At 51.4% G+C, this 19,739-nt stretch carries 22 protein-coding genes and 1 tRNA gene; 10 read left to right on the top strand and 13 right to left on the bottom strand.

The window, feature by feature from the left end; genetic code table 11:
- Positions 1 to 103 precede the first annotated feature (103 nt).
- From LBJ25_08090 to LBJ25_08075, 4 genes are all read left to right on the top strand, one after another.
- Positions 104 to 340 carry a helix-turn-helix domain-containing protein gene (locus LBJ25_08090; protein ID MDR1453913.1) on the top strand — a complete coding sequence of 79 codons (237 nt, stop codon included), beginning with the start codon at positions 104 to 106 and terminating at the stop codon, positions 338 to 340.
- A 95-nt stretch (positions 341 to 435) separates the two neighbouring features.
- The gene (locus LBJ25_08085; GenBank protein ID MDR1453912.1) at positions 436 to 747 is read left to right on the top strand and encodes a BrnA antitoxin family protein; all 312 of its coding nucleotides are present in this window, start codon (positions 436 to 438) and stop codon (positions 745 to 747) included.
- Between the two features lie 68 nt (positions 748 to 815).
- Positions 816 to 1,382, top strand: coding sequence for an elongation factor P (gene efp, locus LBJ25_08080; GenBank protein ID MDR1453911.1), 567 nt, complete (start codon positions 816 to 818; stop codon positions 1,380 to 1,382).
- Positions 1,383 to 1,533: 151 nt separating this feature from the next.
- Positions 1,534 to 1,609, top strand: a tRNA-Gly gene (locus LBJ25_08075).
- A gap of 756 nt (positions 1,610 to 2,365) precedes the next feature.
- Here LBJ25_08075 and LBJ25_08070 read toward each other — a convergent pair.
- The 7 genes from LBJ25_08070 to LBJ25_08040 all read right to left on the bottom strand — a co-directional run bounded on the left by LBJ25_08070 (position 2,366) and on the right by LBJ25_08040 (position 11,442).
- Positions 2,366 to 4,054: a DUF4105 domain-containing protein gene (locus tag LBJ25_08070; GenBank protein ID MDR1453910.1), complete on the bottom strand. Its 1,689-nt coding sequence runs from the start codon at positions 4,052 to 4,054 to the stop codon at positions 2,366 to 2,368.
- 3 nt (positions 4,055 to 4,057) lie between these two features.
- Positions 4,058 to 4,357, bottom strand: a complete 300-nt coding sequence (locus tag LBJ25_08065) for a hypothetical protein (GenBank protein MDR1453909.1) — start codon at positions 4,355 to 4,357, stop codon at positions 4,058 to 4,060.
- A gap of 12 nt (positions 4,358 to 4,369) precedes the next feature.
- Entirely contained in the window at positions 4,370 to 7,540 is a 3,171-nt protein-coding gene (locus LBJ25_08060) for an efflux RND transporter permease subunit (protein ID MDR1453908.1), read from the bottom strand.
- Positions 7,541 to 7,577: 37 nt separating this feature from the next.
- Entirely contained in the window at positions 7,578 to 8,603 is a 1,026-nt protein-coding gene (locus LBJ25_08055) for an efflux RND transporter periplasmic adaptor subunit (protein MDR1453907.1), read from the bottom strand.
- 53 nt (positions 8,604 to 8,656) lie between these two features.
- Positions 8,657 to 10,039, bottom strand: a complete 1,383-nt coding sequence (locus LBJ25_08050) for a TolC family protein (GenBank protein MDR1453906.1) — start codon at positions 10,037 to 10,039, stop codon at positions 8,657 to 8,659.
- Positions 10,036 to 10,686 (bottom strand): TetR/AcrR family transcriptional regulator, encoded by a 651-nt coding sequence (locus LBJ25_08045; protein MDR1453905.1) that lies wholly within the window; start codon positions 10,684 to 10,686, stop codon positions 10,036 to 10,038. The genes LBJ25_08050 and LBJ25_08045 overlap by 4 nt, the downstream gene beginning before the upstream one ends.
- Positions 10,687 to 11,028: 342 nt before the next feature.
- Positions 11,029 to 11,442 carry an Hsp20/alpha crystallin family protein gene (locus LBJ25_08040; protein ID MDR1453904.1) on the bottom strand — a complete coding sequence of 138 codons (414 nt, stop codon included), beginning with the start codon at positions 11,440 to 11,442 and terminating at the stop codon, positions 11,029 to 11,031.
- Between the two features lie 292 nt (positions 11,443 to 11,734).
- Here LBJ25_08040 and LBJ25_08035 point away from each other — a divergent pair, with 292 nt between their 5' ends.
- The 3 genes from LBJ25_08035 to LBJ25_08025 are packed head-to-tail and all read left to right on the top strand — an operon-like array spanning position 11,735 to position 14,300.
- Positions 11,735 to 12,754, top strand: a complete 1,020-nt coding sequence (locus LBJ25_08035; GenBank protein MDR1453903.1) for a sigma-54 dependent transcriptional regulator — start codon at positions 11,735 to 11,737, stop codon at positions 12,752 to 12,754.
- On the top strand, positions 12,747 to 13,541 hold the full coding sequence (locus LBJ25_08030; protein MDR1453902.1) for an SDR family oxidoreductase: 795 nt from the start codon (positions 12,747 to 12,749) through the stop codon (positions 13,539 to 13,541). The genes LBJ25_08035 and LBJ25_08030 overlap by 8 nt, the downstream gene beginning before the upstream one ends.
- 3 nt (positions 13,542 to 13,544) lie before the next feature.
- Positions 13,545 to 14,300 (top strand): TlyA family RNA methyltransferase, encoded by a 756-nt coding sequence (locus tag LBJ25_08025; protein MDR1453901.1) that lies wholly within the window; start codon positions 13,545 to 13,547, stop codon positions 14,298 to 14,300.
- 6 nt (positions 14,301 to 14,306) lie between these two features.
- Here LBJ25_08025 and LBJ25_08020 read toward each other — a convergent pair whose 3' ends face one another.
- A complete protein-coding gene (locus tag LBJ25_08020; GenBank protein MDR1453900.1) occupies positions 14,307 to 14,495 on the bottom strand; it encodes a hypothetical protein in 189 nt (62 codons plus the stop codon).
- Between the two features lie 8 nt (positions 14,496 to 14,503).
- A complete protein-coding gene (locus LBJ25_08015) occupies positions 14,504 to 14,776 on the bottom strand; it encodes a YtxH domain-containing protein (GenBank protein MDR1453899.1) in 273 nt (90 codons plus the stop codon).
- Between the two features lie 84 nt (positions 14,777 to 14,860).
- Here LBJ25_08015 and LBJ25_08010 point away from each other — a divergent pair, with 84 nt between their 5' ends.
- Together LBJ25_08010 and LBJ25_08005 are read left to right on the top strand one after the other, a co-directional pair.
- Positions 14,861 to 15,742, top strand: a complete 882-nt coding sequence (locus LBJ25_08010; GenBank protein MDR1453898.1) for a phosphoribosylaminoimidazolesuccinocarboxamide synthase — start codon at positions 14,861 to 14,863, stop codon at positions 15,740 to 15,742.
- A 71-nt stretch (positions 15,743 to 15,813) separates the two neighbouring features.
- The gene (locus LBJ25_08005) at positions 15,814 to 16,017 is read left to right on the top strand and encodes a helix-turn-helix domain-containing protein (GenBank protein MDR1453897.1); all 204 of its coding nucleotides are present in this window, start codon (positions 15,814 to 15,816) and stop codon (positions 16,015 to 16,017) included.
- 7 nt (positions 16,018 to 16,024) lie between these two features.
- On the opposite strand, the gene LBJ25_08000 is transcribed toward LBJ25_08005, so the two are convergent.
- Entirely contained in the window at positions 16,025 to 16,384 is a 360-nt protein-coding gene (locus LBJ25_08000) for a hypothetical protein (GenBank protein ID MDR1453896.1), read from the bottom strand.
- Between the two features lie 88 nt (positions 16,385 to 16,472).
- Here LBJ25_08000 and pyrF point away from each other — a divergent pair, with 88 nt between their 5' ends.
- The gene (gene pyrF / locus LBJ25_07995; protein ID MDR1453895.1) at positions 16,473 to 17,258 is read left to right on the top strand and encodes an orotidine-5'-phosphate decarboxylase; all 786 of its coding nucleotides are present in this window, start codon (positions 16,473 to 16,475) and stop codon (positions 17,256 to 17,258) included.
- Between the two features lie 51 nt (positions 17,259 to 17,309).
- On the opposite strand, the gene LBJ25_07990 is transcribed toward pyrF, so the two are convergent.
- From LBJ25_07990 to LBJ25_07980, 3 genes are all read right to left on the bottom strand, one after another.
- Entirely contained in the window at positions 17,310 to 17,843 is a 534-nt protein-coding gene (locus tag LBJ25_07990) for an HD domain-containing protein (protein MDR1453894.1), read from the bottom strand.
- A complete protein-coding gene (locus LBJ25_07985; protein ID MDR1453893.1) occupies positions 17,840 to 19,240 on the bottom strand; it encodes a leucyl aminopeptidase in 1,401 nt (466 codons plus the stop codon). Before LBJ25_07985 ends, LBJ25_07990 begins: the two co-directional genes overlap by 4 nt.
- Positions 19,230 to 19,739, bottom strand: a 510-nt coding sequence (locus tag LBJ25_07980; GenBank protein MDR1453892.1) for an argininosuccinate lyase, incomplete at its 5' end; no start/stop codon positions are given. The genes LBJ25_07985 and LBJ25_07980, both read right to left, overlap by 11 nt.

The raw sequence follows: 19,739 nt of genomic DNA, 5'->3' as shown, positions 1-19,739 counted from the left end.
GTTGCTACAGTCATAATAAATCTCCCCCTATTTTTAATTAACCTATCGACTGTTAATCGATAAGTTATATAATATATACTAACCGATAGGTTATGCTTTGTCAATGGCTAAACCAGAAGTCCCCTATAAACCAAATTGGCCGACAATTAAAGCTGTTGGACAAAAAATTCGTTTAATCAGACAAAAAAAGAAATTAAGTATTTACCAATTAGCTAACGCTTCAGGGTTACATTTTGTCAGCGTCAGCAATATCGAAAACGGCCACAAAAATCTGACTGTTTCCACGCTCTACGACCTGGCCAAAGGACTTAAAGTGCGCGCCACGGAGCTGCTGGTATAATAATAGCTTGACATATTTTTTTATGTGTGTACAATTGTATATGTATAGAATTATCTCGCTTCGTTACACACACGACAAAGAAAGGAGTAAATATTATGACCATAATTAGAATGACCGCGAAAGAAATAGACGGGAAATGGACGCCCATTAAAATAAAAGCCATGCTCAGAAAGGCCAAATCCCTGTCAATAGATGAAAGTGAGATTCCCACTGACGAGGATCTAGAAAGCGGCCGTATTCGTTTTGTGCGGCGCGGACGGCCCAAAAAAGAATCTCCAAAAAAACGCGTGGACATGCGTTTTGATCAGGATGTTCTTTCTGGCTTGAAATCCTATTTCGGACACGGCTGGTCAACAAAAGTAAACGACACCATGCGCCGTACTCTGGTCAAGGCCGGCGTGCTGTAAACCGATTGACAATCCCGCCGTTTTCACCGAGAATTTCAAGTCGCTATACAAGTTGCGAGGAGCTAAACATGAAAGAAGCCATTGACTGCAAACCCGGACAAATTATTAAAAAGGACGGCGCGCTGTATGTCGTGCGTTCCTGGTATCCGCATAAGATCGGCGACCGCGGCGGCATAGTCGTCGATATGAAAATCGAAAATCTGGACACCGGCAATATTTCGATGATCCAGCCGCGCTCGCAGGATAAATTTGACGACGTGATCCTGGAACGCAAGCAGGTGCAGTACTCCTATCAGGATGGCGGCATGTATGTTTTCATTGACAAAAACACTTTTGACCAGGTCGAGATAAATTCTGAGCTGCTCGGCGACAATCTGGGTTTTCTCAAAGAAAATATGGAATTGGATATTTTTTTTCACGAAGGGCGCGCGGTGTCCGTCGTGTTTCCGACTTTTGTCGAGATGGAGATCAGCTACACCGAAAATGTCGTGCGCGGCGACACTTCCGGCAAAGTAATGAAAAAAGCCAAAATGGAAAACTCTGGTCTGGAAATCGGTGTGCCGAGCTTTTGCAATATCGGCGACAAGGTCAAGATCGATACGCGCACGCATGAGTACGTTGAAAGAGTCAAATAATCTTGCTATAATTTCGGCTCATTTTTGCGGGCTTAGCTAACGGCGCTGCGCTTGTTGCCCTCACTTAACTTCGCGCTACGCGCTTGTTAAGTTCGGGTCAGTTGGTAGAGCGCGTTGTGTTAGCGAGCATCAATTGATATAATTTGTTTTCGCGGGCTTAGCTCAGTTGGTAGAGCGCGACCTTGCCAAGGTCGAGGTCGTCGGTTCGAGCCCGATAGCCCGCTCCATTAAGAAAATATACTTTAGGTTAAAATTTCTTTACTTAAAAAAGCGCAGTAATTATCGGGCGAGAACCGAGGTTCGCGTCGAACTTCACAAGCGAACGCAGTGAGCGACGTGAAGTAAGACCCACAAGGCCGCAGGCCGACGTGTGCCGATAGCCCGCTCCAGTTTTTAAATTATTTTCTGTCCAACAAAAAATTATCCGTGTACCTAGACCGCCGCTGTCAGCCGCTGGTTAATGTTTAAATATACTCCAATTTCTTAAAATTTCTTTTACGAGGAAAAAATTATCTGTGTATTTAGTCCAGCGCCGTTGGTCGTCGGTTCGCGTCGAACTTCAGCCCACACTCTGGTTGAGTGTGGGCACTTCCTCCGCGGCTTGCGACTGCGAGCGGCCTCAAGCCGCCGCAGAAGTTTCCGTGGCTAACAAAGCCACGGATGGCCGCTGTAACGTCGCTTTGCTTGTTGCTCTTACTTAACTTCGTGCTACGCACTTGCTAAGTTCGAGGCGGTCGCAAGCGCAGCGACGTGAAGTAAGACCCACAAGGCCGCAGGCCGACGTGTGCCCGCAGAACACCTCGTTCTTATAAAAATCAACTCAACTAGTCAAAAATCATTCCTGTAGAAACGACAGTTACTCGCCACGAGCGCGCAGCGCGAGTGTAGCCCGCTCCATTAAGAAAATCTATCTTTCCTCTTTCAACTCTTTGAGATTGCGTCCACACTGATTACTGGCCGCGTCCAGCACGGGCGTCGCTGCGCTAATACAGCGCCTCCAGACCCAAACTATATTCCGTGTTCTCCGCAGTCTGCGCGTAGCCCAGTTTGCCAACAATATTCCCGGTCTTGTATAACAGCTCCACGCTCTGTCTGTCCAGCTGGTACTTATGCTCGTAAACAAGGCGCAAGTCGAGGTTTTCCATCAGCGGCTGTTTAAGCCCAAGTTTCACGCCGGAGAGCAAGGCCAGCGGACGCAAATCAGCCGCGCCAAAATCCGCGTAGTTGGTAAGATCGCCGCCGCCTAAAGCATAGACCAGCGCGCGGCCGTATAGATTGAAGGCGTAACCAGCGTACAGTTCCTGAGCGCCGCCCCACTGCCCTCGCTGCGCATCATAAGTAAAAGAACTCTTGAGCGCATAGGACAAAACCGGCAGCACAGCGTTGGCCTGTGTAATATTTTCCAGAGACACTGGCGTAAATTTGAGCCGCCAGTCCGGCGCGCCAACCCGCAGGCCGACAGCCGCCAGGCGCAGGTTCACTATTTCCAGATCGGCAAGCTGTTCGTATTCCGTGAAAGCAACCGGCGCAAAAGCCAGACTGGCATAGCCGTCAGCCCAACCGGCCTGCCAGGAGCGGTTGTTTACCGGCACAAAATCCGGAATGAGCTGCGCGTCCGGCCGTGCCTGCGGCTTCTGCGGGTAAATTTCCAGCAGGGTTTGGTAAGCCGTAATGCGGTTGCGTCTGATAATGCCGGCGTATTGCGGTTGATTATTCTGCACATAATTCGAGATGAGCAAAAAAGTTTCCAGCGCCTCGCGGTCTGTGCTAAAAGTTTCCGCGCGCAAAAGAGCGCGCACGGTTCTTTTTTGTGCCGCGGAGAGCAGCTGATAACGCCGGTTAAATTCCTTGACCAGCGAGGCCCGCAAGATCACCGGCCGCTCCGGGTCAAGCCGCTGGTAAGCATTAAAGACCTGCGCCGGCAGCAGATAGAATTGTTTGGTTACAACCGTGCGGCCGACGACCACGTTGAGAAATCTGCCGATAAACAAAGCACAGTTGGCATCGATATAGTAATAGTAAAAACCGGCGTTCTGCACTTCCTTAAAATGCAGATGTAGATTTTCCAGCTGTTCGGCAGAAAGTCCCAGATCATAAAACAACACATCCCGGCTTTCCAGATAACTGTCCTGCTTGCTCCGCCGGTAATACGGCTCCTGCCAAAATCGAGCGATGTATTTTCCGGTCAGACCTTTGTAGTAAAAGAGCAGATCTTCCGGCTCGTCGCCCGAATCAGCCAGGATATGGACCAGCTGTCCATCTGGCAATCCCCATTCCTGATCCAGCAGCAGAAACAGATGTCCGAATATCGAGATCGGGTTGCGGATATAGCGGTTGGGATAAGCGAGATAGGCTTTTTTATAAGGGCTGCTTACAATTACCGCCGGCTCATACGGCAGGCCATCCTGTCTGGCCAGGTATTTGTAGCGTAGCGGGAAACGGAGTTTGAAATCCAGGTCATTTTGCCGGACGAGAGCCAGCGACTCCCTGTACTCCAGCTCGGGGTCCGAGGCGCCGCGCGCCGTAACAAAAAACTCCGGAGCCAGCGCGAGGCTTTGGTAGCCGCCGCCGGACGACTCATAGTAGAGCAAATCCAGCCATTCCGCACTCTGCCAGTATTCCGCCGCAGCCAGCCGAACAACAAACAGCAGCACAAATATTTTTCTTGACATCGCTTAAAGCGCTGCGGCGTTGGGGCTGAGCGCGCCAGCTTTTTCCTCCAGCTTGCGCAGGTAATTTTCTGGCAAAGCCTCTGCGGCAAACTCCGGCTGGTAAAGCTCGGCGGAAAACACCTCCGGCTCCACACCGGTTTCCGCGCTCAATAAGCCGGACAGCCAATCGATATAGGGGCTGATGGCCTCATAGCTATCGGCGATCAGGTCGTCATAATTGACCAGCACAAAATCGCTTATCTCTCCGGACAGCGCCAAACAGCACGCGCAAACGGTTAATAACAACGTTAAATATCGCCACATAAAACAGCATCCTTATTCAGGTTTCAATCCTTGCAACACTTGTTTTTTCTGGCGGCGTTTTTCGCGCCAGCCGTCCCAGACGTAATACATCACCGGCACGACGATCAGCGTCAGCACGGTCGAAATCATCAGGCCAAAAAAGATCACCGAGGCCATCGGCCGGAACATCATCGCGCCCGGGTCAGAAAAATCAATGCGCAGTTTTTTGAAATTGACGCCAATGCCAAAAAGCAGCGGCATCAACCCCAGCGCGGTCGTAATGGACGTTAACAGCACCGGCCGCAGACGGATCTTACAGGCTTCGATCAGCGTTTGTTTGCGCTGTTCGTCGGCGTTTCCGCCAGTGTCCTGTTTTTCCTGCAATTGCACAAAATCCAGCAGTAAAATTCCGTTATTAACGACAATGCCGGCCAGCGAGATCAACCCGATAAAAGCCAGCATACCAAAAGGCTGATTGGTTATTTTGAGGCCGAAAACCATGCCGATAGTCGAGAGCGCGACAGTTGATAAAATAATCACCGGCACGTAAAAGCTGTTGAATTGCGCGACCAAAACGATCAACACCAGCAGCAAAGCCGTGCGCAAGGCCGCGCCTAAGAAGTTGAAACTTTCCTGCATCTCCTCATTCTCACCAGTGTAGCGCACAACATAGCCAGCCGGCATTTGCAGCTGAGCGATCTCTTTTTGAATGTTTTGCATGGCTACAGAAGGCAGCACGCCGGACTCCGTGGCCGCGGTTACTTTGAGCACACGGCTGTAATCCTCGCGCCGCACCGACTCCAGTCCGGCAGTCATTTTAATTGTCGCCAGTTTGGTCAGCGGCACATGTTCTCCGCTGCGCGACAATAGGGTCAGATTGCGCAAGGTCTGCGTGGAAAGCTTTTCCGCGTCATCGAGTTTCACGATTATGTCATACTCGTCATCACCTTCGCGGTATTTAGCGGCGGTTGTGCCGTAAAAAGCAGTGCGCACTTCCAGAGCCACCTGCGCTGGTGAAAAACCGTACAGCGCGGCTTTGGTACGGTCGATCAGTACCTGTATTTCCGGACGGCCGGTGGAAAGATTGGTCTGAATATTCACCACGCCCGGCGTGCGATGCATGATCGCTTTGACCTCATCGCTGATACTGTTCAGCATGTCAAAATCCGCGCCAGCCACAACTATCGAGATAGGATCGCCGGCATTGGGTCCCATTTGTTCAGCGGAAACGACAATTTCCGCGCCGGGGAAACGGGTCGCCTGCGCGCGGATCCTGTCCACGATCTTTAAAGGCGGCTCGGAAAGCAGCCGGCGTTCTTTAAAGATCACGGAGAGGCGCGCCACCGTCGCATCATCACTATTGCTACCGCTGAAACCCGCGCCGGTATTGCCGACATTGGAAACAAAACGGCTGATATCGCGCAGATTTTCTTCTTCCAGCAGGATAATCTCGATCTGGCGCACCAGCGCGTCGGTGGTTTCCAGGCGCGTGCCAGAAGGCATTTTGATATCGATCGTAAATTCCTCAGGGTCAGTCGAGGGAAAAAACTCCTTGGGCATACCGGCCAGCAAAAACAGACTGACTAAAAAAGCCGCTGCGGCCGGAACGAGAACCTTGCGGTAATTATCGATCGCCCAGCGCAGCCAGCGTTCATAATATTTATCTTTGAAATTATCCAGCCAATTGTCCACCCGCTGCGGCAGACTCGGACGGCCGTGTTCATCGGCTTTAGTATGACTGTGCAAAAAAGCCTGGCTGATGACCGGATTAAAGACCACCGCCACAGCAAAGGACGCCAATAATCCGACCGAGATAGTTATCGGCAGATAGCGCAGCACCTGCCCGATCATGCCGGACCAAAAAGCCAGCGGCAGAAAAGCGAAGACCGTCGTGAGCGTGGAAGTCAGCACCGGCACGAGCACTTCCGCCGCGCCCTCCACCGTGGCCGTCCAGCGGTCTTTGCCGGCATTAAGCAGCCGGTAAATATTTTCGACCACGACCACCGCGTTGTCGACCAGCATACCGAGCAGAATAGTCAAACTGACCAGCACGATAAAGTTGAGCGTGAAGCCCAGCGCTTGAATGACAATAAAAGTAATCAGCATCGACAGCGGAATAACCGTTGCCACGATCGCCGCGTTGCGGAAACCCATAAAAAAATACAGCACGCCGATAACCAGCAGCAGGCTGAGCAGCAGTGTGTTTTCCATATTATCCACCTGCGAATCGATCTGTTTGGACATATCCATGATGTATTCGATCTGCGTGCCTTTGGGCAGCGCGGGCTGGGCTCGCTCGATTACTTTTTTGATATCGTTAGTGATTTCGATAATGTTGCCGCCGGAACGTTTTTGGACAGTCAGCGTCACACTGTCTTTTTGGTCGGTGCGGGACAGTGAAGTTTGTTTCTTATTGGTATCACGCACATCGGCCACATCTTTGAGCAAAACTGTCTCGCCGTGAAAAACGCCCAAAACTGTGCTACGGATATCCTCGACTGAGGTAAATTCATTCGGTATGCGCAGCAAATAGGAGCGCGCGCCGATATCCAGCGTGCCACCCGGAATATTGACATTGGCCGCTTTGACCGCCGCGGAAAACTGATCGTAAGAAAAATTATAAGCTTTCAACCGCGCCGGATCGACCACCACCTGGATCTCCCGCGTGTAACCGCCGATGACCGTGACACCGGACACACCGCTGACGCTTTCAAACTCCGACTGAAAATCATCAGCGATCTTTTTCAGCCTGTTGAGGCCGTAATCGCCGAATAAAGAGATCGTCAAGATCGGAAAATTATCAAAGCTAATCTCCTGCACCTGCGGCGTCTCGATATCGGCGGGCAGATCAGGGCGCGCCGCGGAAACTTTGTCGCGCACTTTTTGCAGAGCCTCTTCCACATTGACTTCCGGCACAAATTCAATAAAAAGCATGGAATACGATTCCGCAGAAGTAGAATTTAAATGCCTGATGCCGCTGATGCTTTTGACCTGGTTTTCCAGCGGACGCGAAACCAGATTTTCCATATCTTCCGGCGCTACACCAGGGTATAGCGTGTACACTATAATATAGGGCAGCTCCACCTGCGGGAAAGCTTCGCGCGGCATGCTGGTATAGGCGCCCCAGCCGGACAGCACAATGCCGATAAAAGCCAGCAGAACCAAACTTCTGTAACGCAGAAAAAACTCAATAAATTTTTTCATCTTGCTATCCTTAAAATTTTTATTCTTTATTTATTCTCTAATAGTTTGCCGTCACGATTTCCACTTCTTCACCGTCGACCACAAACTCCTGGCCTTTGGCGACGATCTGGCGGCCAAAAGCCAGCGGTGTCTGCACATAGGCTTTATCCTCAAACTCAAAATTGACCGTCACCGGCGTGAAACGCACAATATTGCCGCTGGCGATCTCATATAGCCCTTTGCTTTCGCCGCGCAGCACCAGCGTGTCTAGCGGCACAACTTTGGCTCTGGCATAATATTCCAGCGTTAATTTAGCGCGGCCAAACATGCCGGGCTTGATCAGTCCGGCCGGGTTATCGATCTCGATACGCACCGGATAAGCGCCGGTTTTGTCGTCAGCCAGCGAACCCGCGCCGAGCACTTTGCCGGTATAAACGCGGCTCAGATCGTCGATAGATACCGCCGCGCTTTGACCGATCTGCACCTTGGCAATATCCTGATCTACCACGCCGATCCGCAAAATAACTTTGCTGTAATCCGCAACCACAATGAAAGCCGAGCCGCGGGAAGCGTTGTCGCCTACATCGTAATTGATAAAAGACACCACACCGTCGCGCGGCGCGGTTAAAATGCAGTCCTCCAGATTTTTTTTCGCCACATTGTAGGCGGCCTCCGCCTGCTTAAACTGCGACTCCGCCGTTTCAAAAGCCTGCTGCGAGATCACTTCCGCCGCGTGCAGGGCTTTTTGCCGGTCAAAAGAAGTTTTGGCCAGATCGTAAGCCGCTTTAGCCTGATCGTGCTGGGCGGTATACACTTCAGACTCCAGCCTGGCCAGAGGCTGTCCTTTTTTCACGGCCTGCCCCAGCTCAACAAAGACCGCTTCCACAATGCCGCCAGTATTAGTGTTAACGTTCATTTTATACAGCGGCGCCAGCAGCCCCGGATATTCCTGTGTGTTAACGGCCGGAGCGGGAGTCAGGGTCAGAGCCGCGACTTTGGTCAAGCGCGGTGGCGGCGCGATTTTTGGGCCACCGCAGCCGGTCAATATCAGCGCCGCCAGTATCGGAACTAAAATTTTTTTCATACAAAACTCCTTCTTTTATTCTTTATCTTATTTTTTTATTCTTTATAACTTTTCTATAAGACCTGCTGTCCGGCCGCGTAATTTAATTTGGCGCGGGCATATTCATAATCATACAGCGCGCGAATCAAATCATTTCCGGCGCTTTGCTGCCGGGCAATCGCGTCATTGAGCTGCGTCGCCGTGCCGTTGCCGGACTCAAAATCAATTTTGGCAATGGCCAAAGCTTCAGCGGCCAGCGCGTCCTGCGCGCGCACGGTTAAAATATTCTGCGCCTGCGCTTTCACTTCGTCGAACGAATTCTGAATCTCCACCAGCAAACGGCTACGCGCTAGTTTCAATTGTTCTTTCTGACGGTCGCTGTTATTAGCTTTTTCGTGGATCTTAAACCAATTGGCGCCACCGGCAAAAAAATTCCACTTCACGCTGATTGCGTTGGTTTCCGTCTCACCGGACGAAGTCATCAGGGACTCGGGGTCGTAAGTTGTTTTTTTCTTGCTATAAGAATAATAGACCGCTGGCAAAGAGCTGCTCCAGGCGTTGAAATGATCGACTTGATTGAGCCACACAGCTTCCTGCGCGGCCAGATAGGAGGGACGCAGGCTATAGGCCTCTTCCGTCAAGGCGGCGGCGTCAAAATTTTTCGTCAAAATGTCTGCCGCGACCTCCACATTGTAAGCAACCAGCTGCACGGTTTCGCTGACCGGCAGACCGATCGTGATATTAAAATTGTAGCGCGCCGCCGCCGCCGCTTTCTCGGCGTTGGTCAGATTTTTTTGGGCTTCGTAGGCTTGAATATGGACATCCAGCATTTCTTTGCGCGAAGTCAAGCCGCTCCCAAACATCAGCTCGGCGTTGCGCGCGTAAGTGTCCGTCAGCACGGCCAGATCAGCGGCCAGACTCCGCATGGCGTTCGCCGCCTGCAGGTCAAAAAAAGCCCGGCGCACAGACAGCACGAATTGTTCGCTGGCATCAGCGTAAATATAATCGGTCAGTTTGCCGGACGACCAGGACGCGCCGATCGCGGCCAGTCCGCTAAAACTAAACAAAAGCTGCTGACCGGTAAATTCTTCTGACTTGGTTTTAGTCTCATCTTCGCTTCCGCCAAACATACTCAGCAAATTTTGCAACATCGGGTCTGGGTTCGTCGGGGCTACATCCGACTGAGGAGTTTTAACCGCCGCGTCAGAATAACTCAAGCTCAGCTGCGGCAATACCGCGGCATAGCCCTGCCGTGCTTGAGACTTGCCGATCTCGCGGTCTTTGTAAATGATCTTATGCTGCGGGCTGTGCTGCAGCGCGTAAGCAATGCTTTCTTCCAGCGTCAAAGTCTGCGCGCTCACCGCTGTCCCCAAAAATGCCGCCAATAAAAAGTATTTCCCCCGCATAAAAGAGCCGCTATTCAATACCTTTTGCCATTTAAAGTCAAGAAAACTCATTGTGTCTCCTTTTTTTTGAACAGCGGAGAGCTCAGTTCAAACAAATCCTCTCCCTGCCGCAGGTCCGGGCGCAGATCCATAATATTTTCCATACACGAACGCAAAAATTTTTCTATATCAAACCTCAGTCCGGACGAAATCCAGGCAGAAAAAATGCCCATAAAGGTAATACCGATAGTTATGGCCAGCGTCCGGGATTCAGTTTGATTGCGCACCTCGCCAGCCTCTTGCGCTTTGCGAATAATGGCGAGCTTCAGCTCAAAATCATCCTGCCATTCTTTTTTCACAAAGAAAATATCGTGAATGGAATGTACGTCTTTCAATTCGCGGATAAAATCGATGCCGGCGCCGCGGATAAAATCGAAGACCTGCTTCTGGATCAGCCAGAGCTGTTCAAAATAATTTTCGCCGGACAAAAAAATATCGGCCAGGCGGCGCGAGGAAATACTTTCGAATTCACCGATGCAGGCCAGGAGCAGATCTTCTTTGGACTTGAAGTAATAATAGTAAGTGTTTTTAGAAATGCCGGCCGCTTCGCAAATATGGTCAATAGTCTCGTTGCTGTAGCCGCCGCTCCTAAAGATCTCGCAGGCTTTGCTGACCAGCTTTTGCTTCGTATAGTTATCATTTGATATAGGCTGCACCATATTTGCACATTTTATACGAATTCAATATTACTGTCAATAGTTTTTATATTACTTGGTACCAAACAATGCATACTAAGATATAACAATACAGACAACTTGTTAACAAATTGCCTGTATGTATATACCTAATAGGTTATAATCCCAACTTACCATCGCATACGCTTCTGGGGCGGCAGATTGGCAACGGTATATTCCAGGACGTCATAGACGGTCACGACCGTATGGGCCTCATTTTCGGCGACCGGAACTATTTTTAGATTGCGCAACACATCGCGCACCTTGATATATTTGCCGCGCGTACGTAAGTAAATATACTCACCATCTAAAACTCACAAATTTGTTCTACTTGATCTCGATCGCGCGCGGTTTTTTCTCGGCTTTTTTGGGAATGGTCAATTTCAATTCGCCATTCTTAAATTCAGCTTTGGTCTTGTCCGCCTCGACATTTTGACCGAGCGCAAAGCTCCGCTCAAAACGCCCATACTGCCGCTCCACGCGATGATAATTTTTATTCCCATCCTCTTTCTTGTATTCGCGTTCGCCGGCTAGTTTCAAAACATTGTCCTCGTCAACCTCGATCTTGATGTCCTTTTGGTCAAGACCGGCCAGGTCCGCCTCGACATAGACATTGTCCTCGTCCTCATGAATGTCGACCCGCGGGTAAAAGCCCCGTCCGCGCTCGATCTCCAGCGGGCTTTCAAATACCCTGTCCAGCAGATCACCAAAATCCCCTCTCCTAAATAATGTTGGCAGCATACATACCATCTCCTTTCTATAAAATATTCCGCGTGTTTCGCGGATCCGCCTTTGCTTAATTTTGCTAGCATTCGTTAAGCTCAGACGCCGGTTAATAAACAATTTTTATGCCATGCTATTGAGCTGTTTGTTTTGCGCTGTTATTTTTCTTAGAGTTATGGCAAAAATCTAAGCGCTGAGTAAAATATGCCGGTCATTTCGACCTTGCTCAATGACCGTTCCCCGCATGGAGCTGTTTAATTTTTATACACCTATTGTCAAAAATTAATACATGCTGTATAATTTATTTACAATGCCAAAAGAAATTCATCGATTTGAAACGCCGGACAGTATGCCATTGCGCGTGATCGGCAAATCGCCGGCGCTGTACACTCTGTATCAACAATTAAAAGCGGTTATCGACAGCTCTGTCCCCGTCCTGCTGGAAGGCGAGTCCGGCACCGGCAAAGAATTGGCCGCCCGCATCATTCATTATCAAAGCGCGCGCAAAGACAAGCCTTTCGTCGCCATCAACTGCGCGGCGCTACCCGATACGCTCATCGAATCCGAACTTTTTGGCTACGAAAAAGGCGCGTTCACCGGCGCCGAGCGCAGCAAGCCGGGTAAATTTGAAGTGGCGCATCAGGGCACGCTGTTTTTGGACGAGATCGGCGAACTGCCGCTGGATCTGCAGGCCAAACTGCTGCGCGTCCTGCAGACCGGACAGATTTCGCGCCTCGGCTCTAATGATATTATCAATGTCGACGCGCGGGTCATCTCCGCGACCAACCGCAAACTCATCAACGAAGTCGCCGCGCATAATTTCCGCGAAGACCTGTATTACCGGCTGGCGGTTTTTCCGATCACCGTGCCGCCGCTGCGCGAGCGCGGGCAAGATATTATTCTGCTGGCGGAATATTTTTTGCGCGAGGAAACGGCGCGCGGCAAAAAACGGGTCGAGGGTTTTAGCGAGCCGGCCCGGGCCAGCATGCTTAATTACAGCTGGCCGGGAAATATCCGCGAGCTGGAAAATGTCGTCAAGCGCGCCTATCTGCTTTGCGCGGGCCAAACGATCGAGCATACGGATCTGTTATTCAGCAATTTACTACCGGGCGTTTCGGCCGCGCCGGAAAGCCGCAAGGACAACGCTGGACACAGCGGACGGGAGCGCGAAAACACCGCCGCGCCGGATCTAAAAACACTGAAAGTTCTGGAAAAAGAGATCATTGCGGAGCGTCTGAAATATTTTAACCACAATATCAGTCAGGCGGCCAGATCACTCGGCCTGACCAGAGCGACGATTTATAATATGTTAAAATCCGCGCATGACTGAATACACTCTCATCACCGGCGCGACTTCAGGTATCGGCCGCGCGCTGGCCATCGAGTTCGCCAAACGCGGCCAGGATCTGATCATGGCCAGCCGTAACCTGCCGAAAATGCGCGCGGCGCAAAAAGAACTGCAGGCCAAATACCGGATCAAAGTAATCCCTGTGCCGAGCGATTTGAGCCGACCCGCCGCGCCGCAAAAACTCTACAACTATTGCCATAAAAACAAATTGACCGTTTCCGTGCTGGTCAATAATTCCGGCTTTGGCCTAAAGGCGCGTCCGCAGGTCGATCAGGATCTGGCGGAATGCGAGCGTTTGTTTCAGGTCAATCTGCACGCCGTCCTGCAGTTGAGCATGCTTTTTGGCCGCGGCATGAAAAAACGGCGGCGCGGCTATATTCTCAACGTCGCTTCCACGGCGGCTTTTCAGCCCTTGCCCTACGCCGCGCTGTACGGCGCTTCCAAGGCTTTTGTTCTGGCGCTGTCCGAAGCCATGCATATCGAATTGCAGGACTATAACGTGGGCGTCACCGCGCTTTGTCCGGGTATCACGGACACTAATTTTTTCCAGAACGGCCAGCCCACCGTGCCGGGCTGGCTGTACAAACTGGTCGCGCCGGAATTAGTCGCCCGCCGCGCGGTCAAAGCTCTGTATCAGAAAAAAATCTATATTATCCCCTATTTTCAGCACTGGCTCATCGCGCAATTCAGCCGTTTTGGCTCCCGAAAAGCCGTCGCGCGGATCATGCGGCGCATCGAAAAAATGCGCAAAACGATCCGTTTTCTTTAAATCATGGCCGAAAAAATCCGCCTCGATCTGCTTGTTGCCCAAAAGCTGGCCGTCTCGCGGGAAAAAGCACAGGCTTTGATCATCGCTGGCGCGGCGCTGACCGACGAACAAAAAATCCAAAAGCCCGGAACCCTGGTCAAAGCCTCCGCGGTCATTCGTCTGCTCGGCGCCCCAAGCCCCTACGTCAGCCGCGGCGGACTGAAACTGGCCGGCGCGCTGGACACTTTTGGAGTTTCCGCGCGGGGACTGCGCTGTCTGGATGTTGGCGCCTCGACCGGCGGTTTCACGGATTGTCTGCTGCAGCGCGGCGCGGCGGCAGTTATCGCGCTGGATGTGGGCTACAATCAGCTGGACTGGAAAATCCGCAGCGATCCGCGGGTGATCGTCCTGGAGAAAATAAATTTTCGTTACATGACCGGAGAACGCCTGCGGGAATTAGCCCAGCCGCCGCGGTTAGATCTGCGGCTCGCGTCAGTCGACGTATCCTTTATCTCGCTGGAGAAAATTTTGCCGCCGCTTTTTGCCGTCCTGGAAAACGGCGCGCGGACTGTCGCGCTGGTCAAGCCGCAATTCGAAGCGGCGCGCGGCGAAGTCGGCAAAGGTGGCATAGTCAAAGACCCCGCGGTGCACAGCAAAGTTCAGGAAAAAGTCCGCGGCTATGCCGCGGCCGCCGGTTTTAAAATCCTCGGCGAAACAGTCTCAGCCATCACTGGTATGAACGGCAACAAAGAGTTTTTTATTTATCTGGTAAAAGAATAAAGAATTTTATTTTTGGCTGACTTTTCTGAAAAACCTGAGCCAGCCGGAAAGATCGGTCAGCAGCTCCAAGCGCCGCGAGATTTGCGCCGCGTCATGCAAAATGCGGAACAGCTGCCAGGCAATTAAGACCGCGACAAATAATAAAATGCTCAGCAAAACCTGCGCTGTCAGGGCTAAAACTGCCGCCACGCTCATAAAAACTCCTACTTATTTTTTTTGTCGTCTTTTTTATTTAATTTTTCCTCGATCTTGCGGATCTTATCGTCGATGATTTGTTTGGCCGACGTGACTAGATTTTCCACGTTTTTCACGCCATCGTCGATAATATCCTGATTATCCGCCTTAACTTCTTTGAGCCACTGGCGGGTTTTCTCGCCGGACTGCGGGGCAAACAGAACACCCAGCACGCCGCCCAGCACCGCGCCAAGCAAAAGGCCCTCTAAAAAAATCCCGCCGCCGTATTCTCTCTCCCGCATAAAGCCTCCTTAAAAATTCTATTACATTATAGCACAGATTTTCCCAGTTTGCGTTTCGGCTGATCTGGTGTAAGATGCCTGTGCATGCGGCCACTAACGCAGTTCGATCTCAAAGTTCAACCTATTAAACAGGGCAAAGTCCGCGCGCTGTATGACCTGGGTGATAAATTACTGCTGGCGGCCACCGACCGGCTCTCCGCTTTCGATCATATTTTTGCCGAAGGCATTCCTTATAAAGGACAGGTCTTGACCGGCATTTCCCGTTACTGGTTTGAGCAGACGGCCGCGCGAATTAAAAATCATTTTTTAAGCGCCGAGCTCAAGGATTTCCCGCCGGAATTTCAGCAAAAAGAATTGTCCGGCCGCGCGATGCTCGTGCGCAAAACCCGGGTCGTGCCGATCGAGTGTATCGTGCGCGGGTATCTGGAAGGCTCCGGCTGGAAAGATTATCAAAAGACCGGCGCGATCTGCGGACACGAACTGCCGGAAAATCTGCGGCAGGGCAGCCGGTTGCCGGAGCCGCTTTTCACGCCGTCGACCAAAGCGGAGACCGGACACGACGAAAATATCAGCGTGGCGAAAATGAATGACCTGATCGGCCGGGATTTAGGCGCGCAGATCAAACAAAAATCTTTGGCCTTGTATACGCTGGCGGCACAGGATGCGCTGGCCAAGGGCATTATTATCGCTGACACCAAATTTGAGTTCGGGCAGGACGCGCAGGGTGAACTCATTTTAATTGACGAAGTTTTGACGCCGGACTCCTCGCGTTTCTGGGATATCAAAACGTATCAGCCCGGGCAGTCCCAGCAAAGTTTTGACAAACAATTCGCGCGCGATTATCTGGAGTCTATTCACTGGAACAAAGAGCCGCCAGTCCCTGCTCTACCGCCGGACATTGTGCAAAAAACGAGCGAGAAATACCGCGAGGCTTACGTAAGAATTACCGGACAAAAATTATTTTAACCCCGTATTACGAATACGTAACACTCTGCTTATAATAGACACCTACAATTACGTTTACGCAACACCGGAAGATAGACCAATGTTTTGGCCAGCGTTTAAGAGAATTGCGCGAAAAAATTCCGAAATCCGTCAATCTGTTTGGTTATGAAAATGACCTGACGCCGGCCACCGTCAGCCGCATCGAAAACGGCATTCACAGTCTCAGATTGAGGACGCTGAAAAAAATCGCCGAAGCTCTGGGGTTATCTTTGAGTGAACTCTTGCGAGGCTTATAAAATCCGGCTAACCCTCCGCCCTCTCGGCCAGCTCCAGCGCTTGATAATCCCAAAGCGCCTTGACCGGTTTGGCCACGCGTTCCAGCGCAACCTTAATTATGTACTTGCGGCTGGAGCGCCGGACATAACTAATATCGATACAGGTATTCTCACTGTTGAGCAGCGTAAAAAGCAGGCGCCGCGATAGATACGGAAAAAGCAAACGCAGCAAATTGAAAAACTTGCCGCGCTTATCCTCCGGCAAATCCTGGTAATTAAAAAGCGCCAGCGCGCAATTGGGCAATTCAGCGTAAGCCGACACCTCTATCTCACGGGTGTAGAGTGTGGTGCGAAACGGCAGATGAGTGTAAGCTTTTATTTTTTGCATAACCTTTTGCTCCTAAATTTATTATTTCATAGATATCGTCAGCGGCCTGCAGAAATTTCAGAAATTTTTTCTATGCTATAATGCCGCCGTGAATGAATTTTTAGCCAAAATAAACACGCGTATTCAGGAGAAAAAAACTTTTGTCTGTGTGGGGCTGGATACAGACTGTGCCAAACTGCCGGAAAAATTCCGCCACGCCGCCGAACCAATTCTGGAATTCAACAAATATATTATTGACGCGACGCGGGATCTGGCAGCCTGTTACAAGCCCAATCTAGCTTTTTACGAAATGTACGGACTGGCCGGACTCAAAGCTCTAGCCGCCACGCTTAAATATATTCCGGCGGAAATACCGGTCATTCTCGACGCCAAACGCGGCGACATCGGCAACACTTCCCGCGCCTATGCCCAAGCGGTCTTCGAGGAGCTCAATGCGGACGCCGTGACACTCGCGCCTTATATGGGCGAGGACTCTATCGCGCCTTTTTTGGCATATCAGGAAAAATATAGTTTCGTGCTTTGCCTGACCAGCAATCAAGGCGCGCAGGATTTTCAAAAGCCGGATTTATACAAAAAAGTCGCCGCTAAAATTCAGGAATGGCAGGAGCGGCACGGCAATTGCGGCGCGGTCGTTGGCGCTACGCAGCCGCAGGAAATCCGCGGCATCCGTGAAATAATCCCCGCCGCTTTTCTACTGATACCCGGTGTCGGCGCGCAGGGCGGCGAGCTGGCCGGCACAGTACAGGCCGCGCGGAACAAACAAAATTCTGGTTTTTTAATCAATTCTTCACGGGGAATTATTTACGCCGCCGATCCGGCTGCGGCCGCAGCCAAACTCCGCGCGGAAATAAACACACTTGGAATTATCCCCTAATTCAGCGGGCCCGGTACGCTTATCCGGCTAAAGAGAATAATTCCGAACGCGTTAATTTAAACTATCCGCTTCCCGCAGGATCGTTAATTCTTTCGGCTCGCCGGGCCAATAAGCGTCATGATGGCACTCGATCAAATTAAGCACCTCATTGCTGGAAATCCCCTTGACCAACGCCGCGCCCAGCCGCGGGTGATATTTGTAAAAAAACAAGATCCGCCGCCAATAGCCTGTCGTCTCGGAGCCCCGATTGGCCAAATAATCGGCCAGCGGCGGCAGCAGCGTAAAAAACAGCGCCTGACAAACCCGGTCGCGCACCCGCAAACGCGCCGGCGCCTTGCCCACATCGTGCAACAGCGCGGCTTTGTATAATTTATTGGGATCGATCTTGGTGCGCTTGCCCAGCAAATCCCGCACCGTGTAAGCCACATCAAGCGAATGCCGCTGATCGTACGCCGGCAAAGAATAAAACAAAATCTGCTCTTGTTTGTTTAAATAATCCCGCAAAAAAGCGATGTCCGCGTCATTAAGCTTATTCCAAAATATAGACCGCAACAAAGCCCACACCCGGGCTAAAAAAATGTTCACCGGCCGCCCTCCTGTCCCAGCAGCTCAACAAGCGTGCGCACGCCAAAGCCCGTGGCCTGCGGCTCCAGATAACGCTGCTGTTTTTTTAAGAAAGCGGTGCCGGCAATATCGCAGTGGATCCAGTCCACGCCTTTTTGAATAAATCTTTCCAGAAACTTGGCCGCGCTGATCGTCCCGGCCAGCCGTTCGGAGGAATTATTCAAGGTGTCCGCGGTTTTGGAGTTTAGCAGTTCTAAATACTCCGCATCCATAGGCAGCTGCCAGTGTTTTTCGCCAGTCTTTTCCGCGGCGGCCAGATAGTCATTGAGGAAATTTTGGGAATTAGTCATCACTCCGGCGCGCGTCTCGCCCAGCGCGATCTGGCAGGCGCCGGTCAAAGTAGCGTAATCAATGATCTTTTGGGCGCCCAGTTTTTGCGCGTACCAGAGCGCGTCGCAGAGGATCAGGCGGCCTTCCGCATCCGTGGAGTTGATCTCCACGGTCAGCCCATCCGCGCTGGTAATAATATCACCGGGCTTGTAGGCGCGTCCGGACGGCAGATTTTCCGTAGCGGGCACAATACACAAAATATTCTGCTTAACCCGCAAATCCACCAGCACGCCAAAAGCCGCCAGCACAGCCGCCGCGCCAGCCATATCGGTTTTCATCTCGCCCATATTGGCGGCGGGTTTTAAAGACAGACCGCCGCTGTCAAAAGTAACGCCTTTGCCGACCAGGGCAATTTTAGGCTTTGGCCCGCCATTGAGATACTGCAAAACGATAAATTTAGCCGGCGTGTCCGCACCCTGCGCCACCGCGCCAAAGGCGGTCAACCCGGCCTGTTTAGCCTGCGCTAAGTTAAAAGTAGAAAGTTTAACTTTTGACTTTGCGGCTATCTTTTTAGCGACCATTTCTAAATAAGCTGGTGTGACGATATTGCCCGGCAGATTGACCAGATCTTTAGTCTGATCTACCGCCGCAAAAATTATTTCCCGGCGGCGGATTAAGGTCTTCAAGGACGGATACTGGCCAAGCAGATAAACTTTTTCGATCTGCTCCGGAGTTTTTTCTTTGGTTTTTTTGTGCCGGCCAGCAAATCGATAGTTCGCCAAATAACAGCCGTCTAAAAAAGCCGCCAGATCAAAAACGGGCGGCAATTCCGCGGCCACCCGCGTCAATTTGGCTTTAGCCGCGGCTTTAATCAGATGATACGCCGCCAGCCGCGTTTTGTCCGCGCTAAAATCCGCTTTTTTGCCCAGACCGACTAAAAAAGTCCGGCCGGCAGCGGTGTCATAGGCATAGACCTCTTCCTGTTTACCCTGAAAAACCTGGGGCCGCGGATTAGCGCTGTCCGCAAAAACAAAAACTCCCTGACCGGAAAATTCTTTTTTATAAACCGGCGCGCTGCTAAACCGCATTTTTAAGTCTCCGTTTAGCGCGTTTCAAGGCCGCGGCTACCTGCGCCGGAGCCGTGCCTCCGTAAACATTGCGAGCCTGGAGCGAGCCTTCCAGCGAAATATATTTGTAAACATCCTGTTTTATCCGGCTAGAAAAAGTCTGATATTCGGCCAGCGTTAATTCCGGCAAAGTCCTGTCCCGCTCCAGAGCATAACGCACAAGGCGTCCGGTGATTTCGTGCGCTTCACGGAAAGGCATATTCTGGCGCGCCAGATAATCCGCCAGATCCGTCGCCGTCGAAAAACCTCTGGCCGCGTCCGCCGCCATTTTGTCTGGCCGAAACTGGAGTGTCCGCCACAGGCCGGTCAAAACCCGCAGGCAGTCCGAAACCGTCCGCACCGTGTCGAACAAAGGCTGTTTGTCTTCCTGCAGATCGCGGTTGTAGGCCAGCGGCAAACCTTTCAGCACGGTGAGGATATTCAGCAGATTGCCGATCACGCGTCCGGTCTTGCCGCGCGT

The organism is Candidatus Margulisiibacteriota bacterium (assembly GCA_031268855.1).
GTDB lineage: Bacteria > Margulisbacteria > Termititenacia > Termititenacales > Termititenacaceae > Termititenax.
This window is presented reverse-complemented; position numbering and strand designations above follow the sequence as displayed.

Coding starts and splice junctions, on each gene's coding strand:
- LBJ25_08055 (MDR1453907.1), bottom strand. CDS start 8,603: ATGAAAAAAATTTTAGTTCCGATACTGGCGGCGCTGATATTGACCGGC.
- LBJ25_08010 (MDR1453898.1), top strand. CDS start 14,861: ATGCGGCCACTAACGCAGTTCGATCTCAAAGTTCAACCTATTAAACAG.
- LBJ25_08045 (MDR1453905.1), bottom strand. CDS start 10,686: ATGGTGCAGCCTATATCAAATGATAACTATACGAAGCAAAAGCTGGTC.
- LBJ25_08050 (MDR1453906.1), bottom strand. CDS start 10,039: ATGAGTTTTCTTGACTTTAAATGGCAAAAGGTATTGAATAGCGGCTCT.
- LBJ25_08040 (MDR1453904.1), bottom strand. CDS start 11,442: ATGCTGCCAACATTATTTAGGAGAGGGGATTTTGGTGATCTGCTGGAC.
- LBJ25_08030 (MDR1453902.1), top strand. CDS start 12,747: ATGACTGAATACACTCTCATCACCGGCGCGACTTCAGGTATCGGCCGC.
- LBJ25_08025 (MDR1453901.1), top strand. CDS start 13,545: ATGGCCGAAAAAATCCGCCTCGATCTGCTTGTTGCCCAAAAGCTGGCC.
- LBJ25_08090 (MDR1453913.1), top strand. CDS start 104: ATGGCTAAACCAGAAGTCCCCTATAAACCAAATTGGCCGACAATTAAA.
- efp (MDR1453911.1), top strand. CDS start 816: ATGAAAGAAGCCATTGACTGCAAACCCGGACAAATTATTAAAAAGGAC.
- LBJ25_08000 (MDR1453896.1), bottom strand. CDS start 16,384: ATGCAAAAAATAAAAGCTTACACTCATCTGCCGTTTCGCACCACACTC.
- LBJ25_07985 (MDR1453893.1), bottom strand. CDS start 19,240: ATGCGGTTTAGCAGCGCGCCGGTTTATAAAAAAGAATTTTCCGGTCAG.
- LBJ25_08035 (MDR1453903.1), top strand. CDS start 11,735: ATGCCAAAAGAAATTCATCGATTTGAAACGCCGGACAGTATGCCATTG.
- LBJ25_08065 (MDR1453909.1), bottom strand. CDS start 4,357: ATGTGGCGATATTTAACGTTGTTATTAACCGTTTGCGCGTGCTGTTTG.
- LBJ25_08015 (MDR1453899.1), bottom strand. CDS start 14,776: ATGCGGGAGAGAGAATACGGCGGCGGGATTTTTTTAGAGGGCCTTTTG.
- LBJ25_08060 (MDR1453908.1), bottom strand. CDS start 7,540: ATGAAAAAATTTATTGAGTTTTTTCTGCGTTACAGAAGTTTGGTTCTG.
- LBJ25_08070 (MDR1453910.1), bottom strand. CDS start 4,054: ATGTCAAGAAAAATATTTGTGCTGCTGTTTGTTGTTCGGCTGGCTGCG.
- LBJ25_08085 (MDR1453912.1), top strand. CDS start 436: ATGACCATAATTAGAATGACCGCGAAAGAAATAGACGGGAAATGGACG.
- LBJ25_08020 (MDR1453900.1), bottom strand. CDS start 14,495: ATGAGCGTGGCGGCAGTTTTAGCCCTGACAGCGCAGGTTTTGCTGAGC.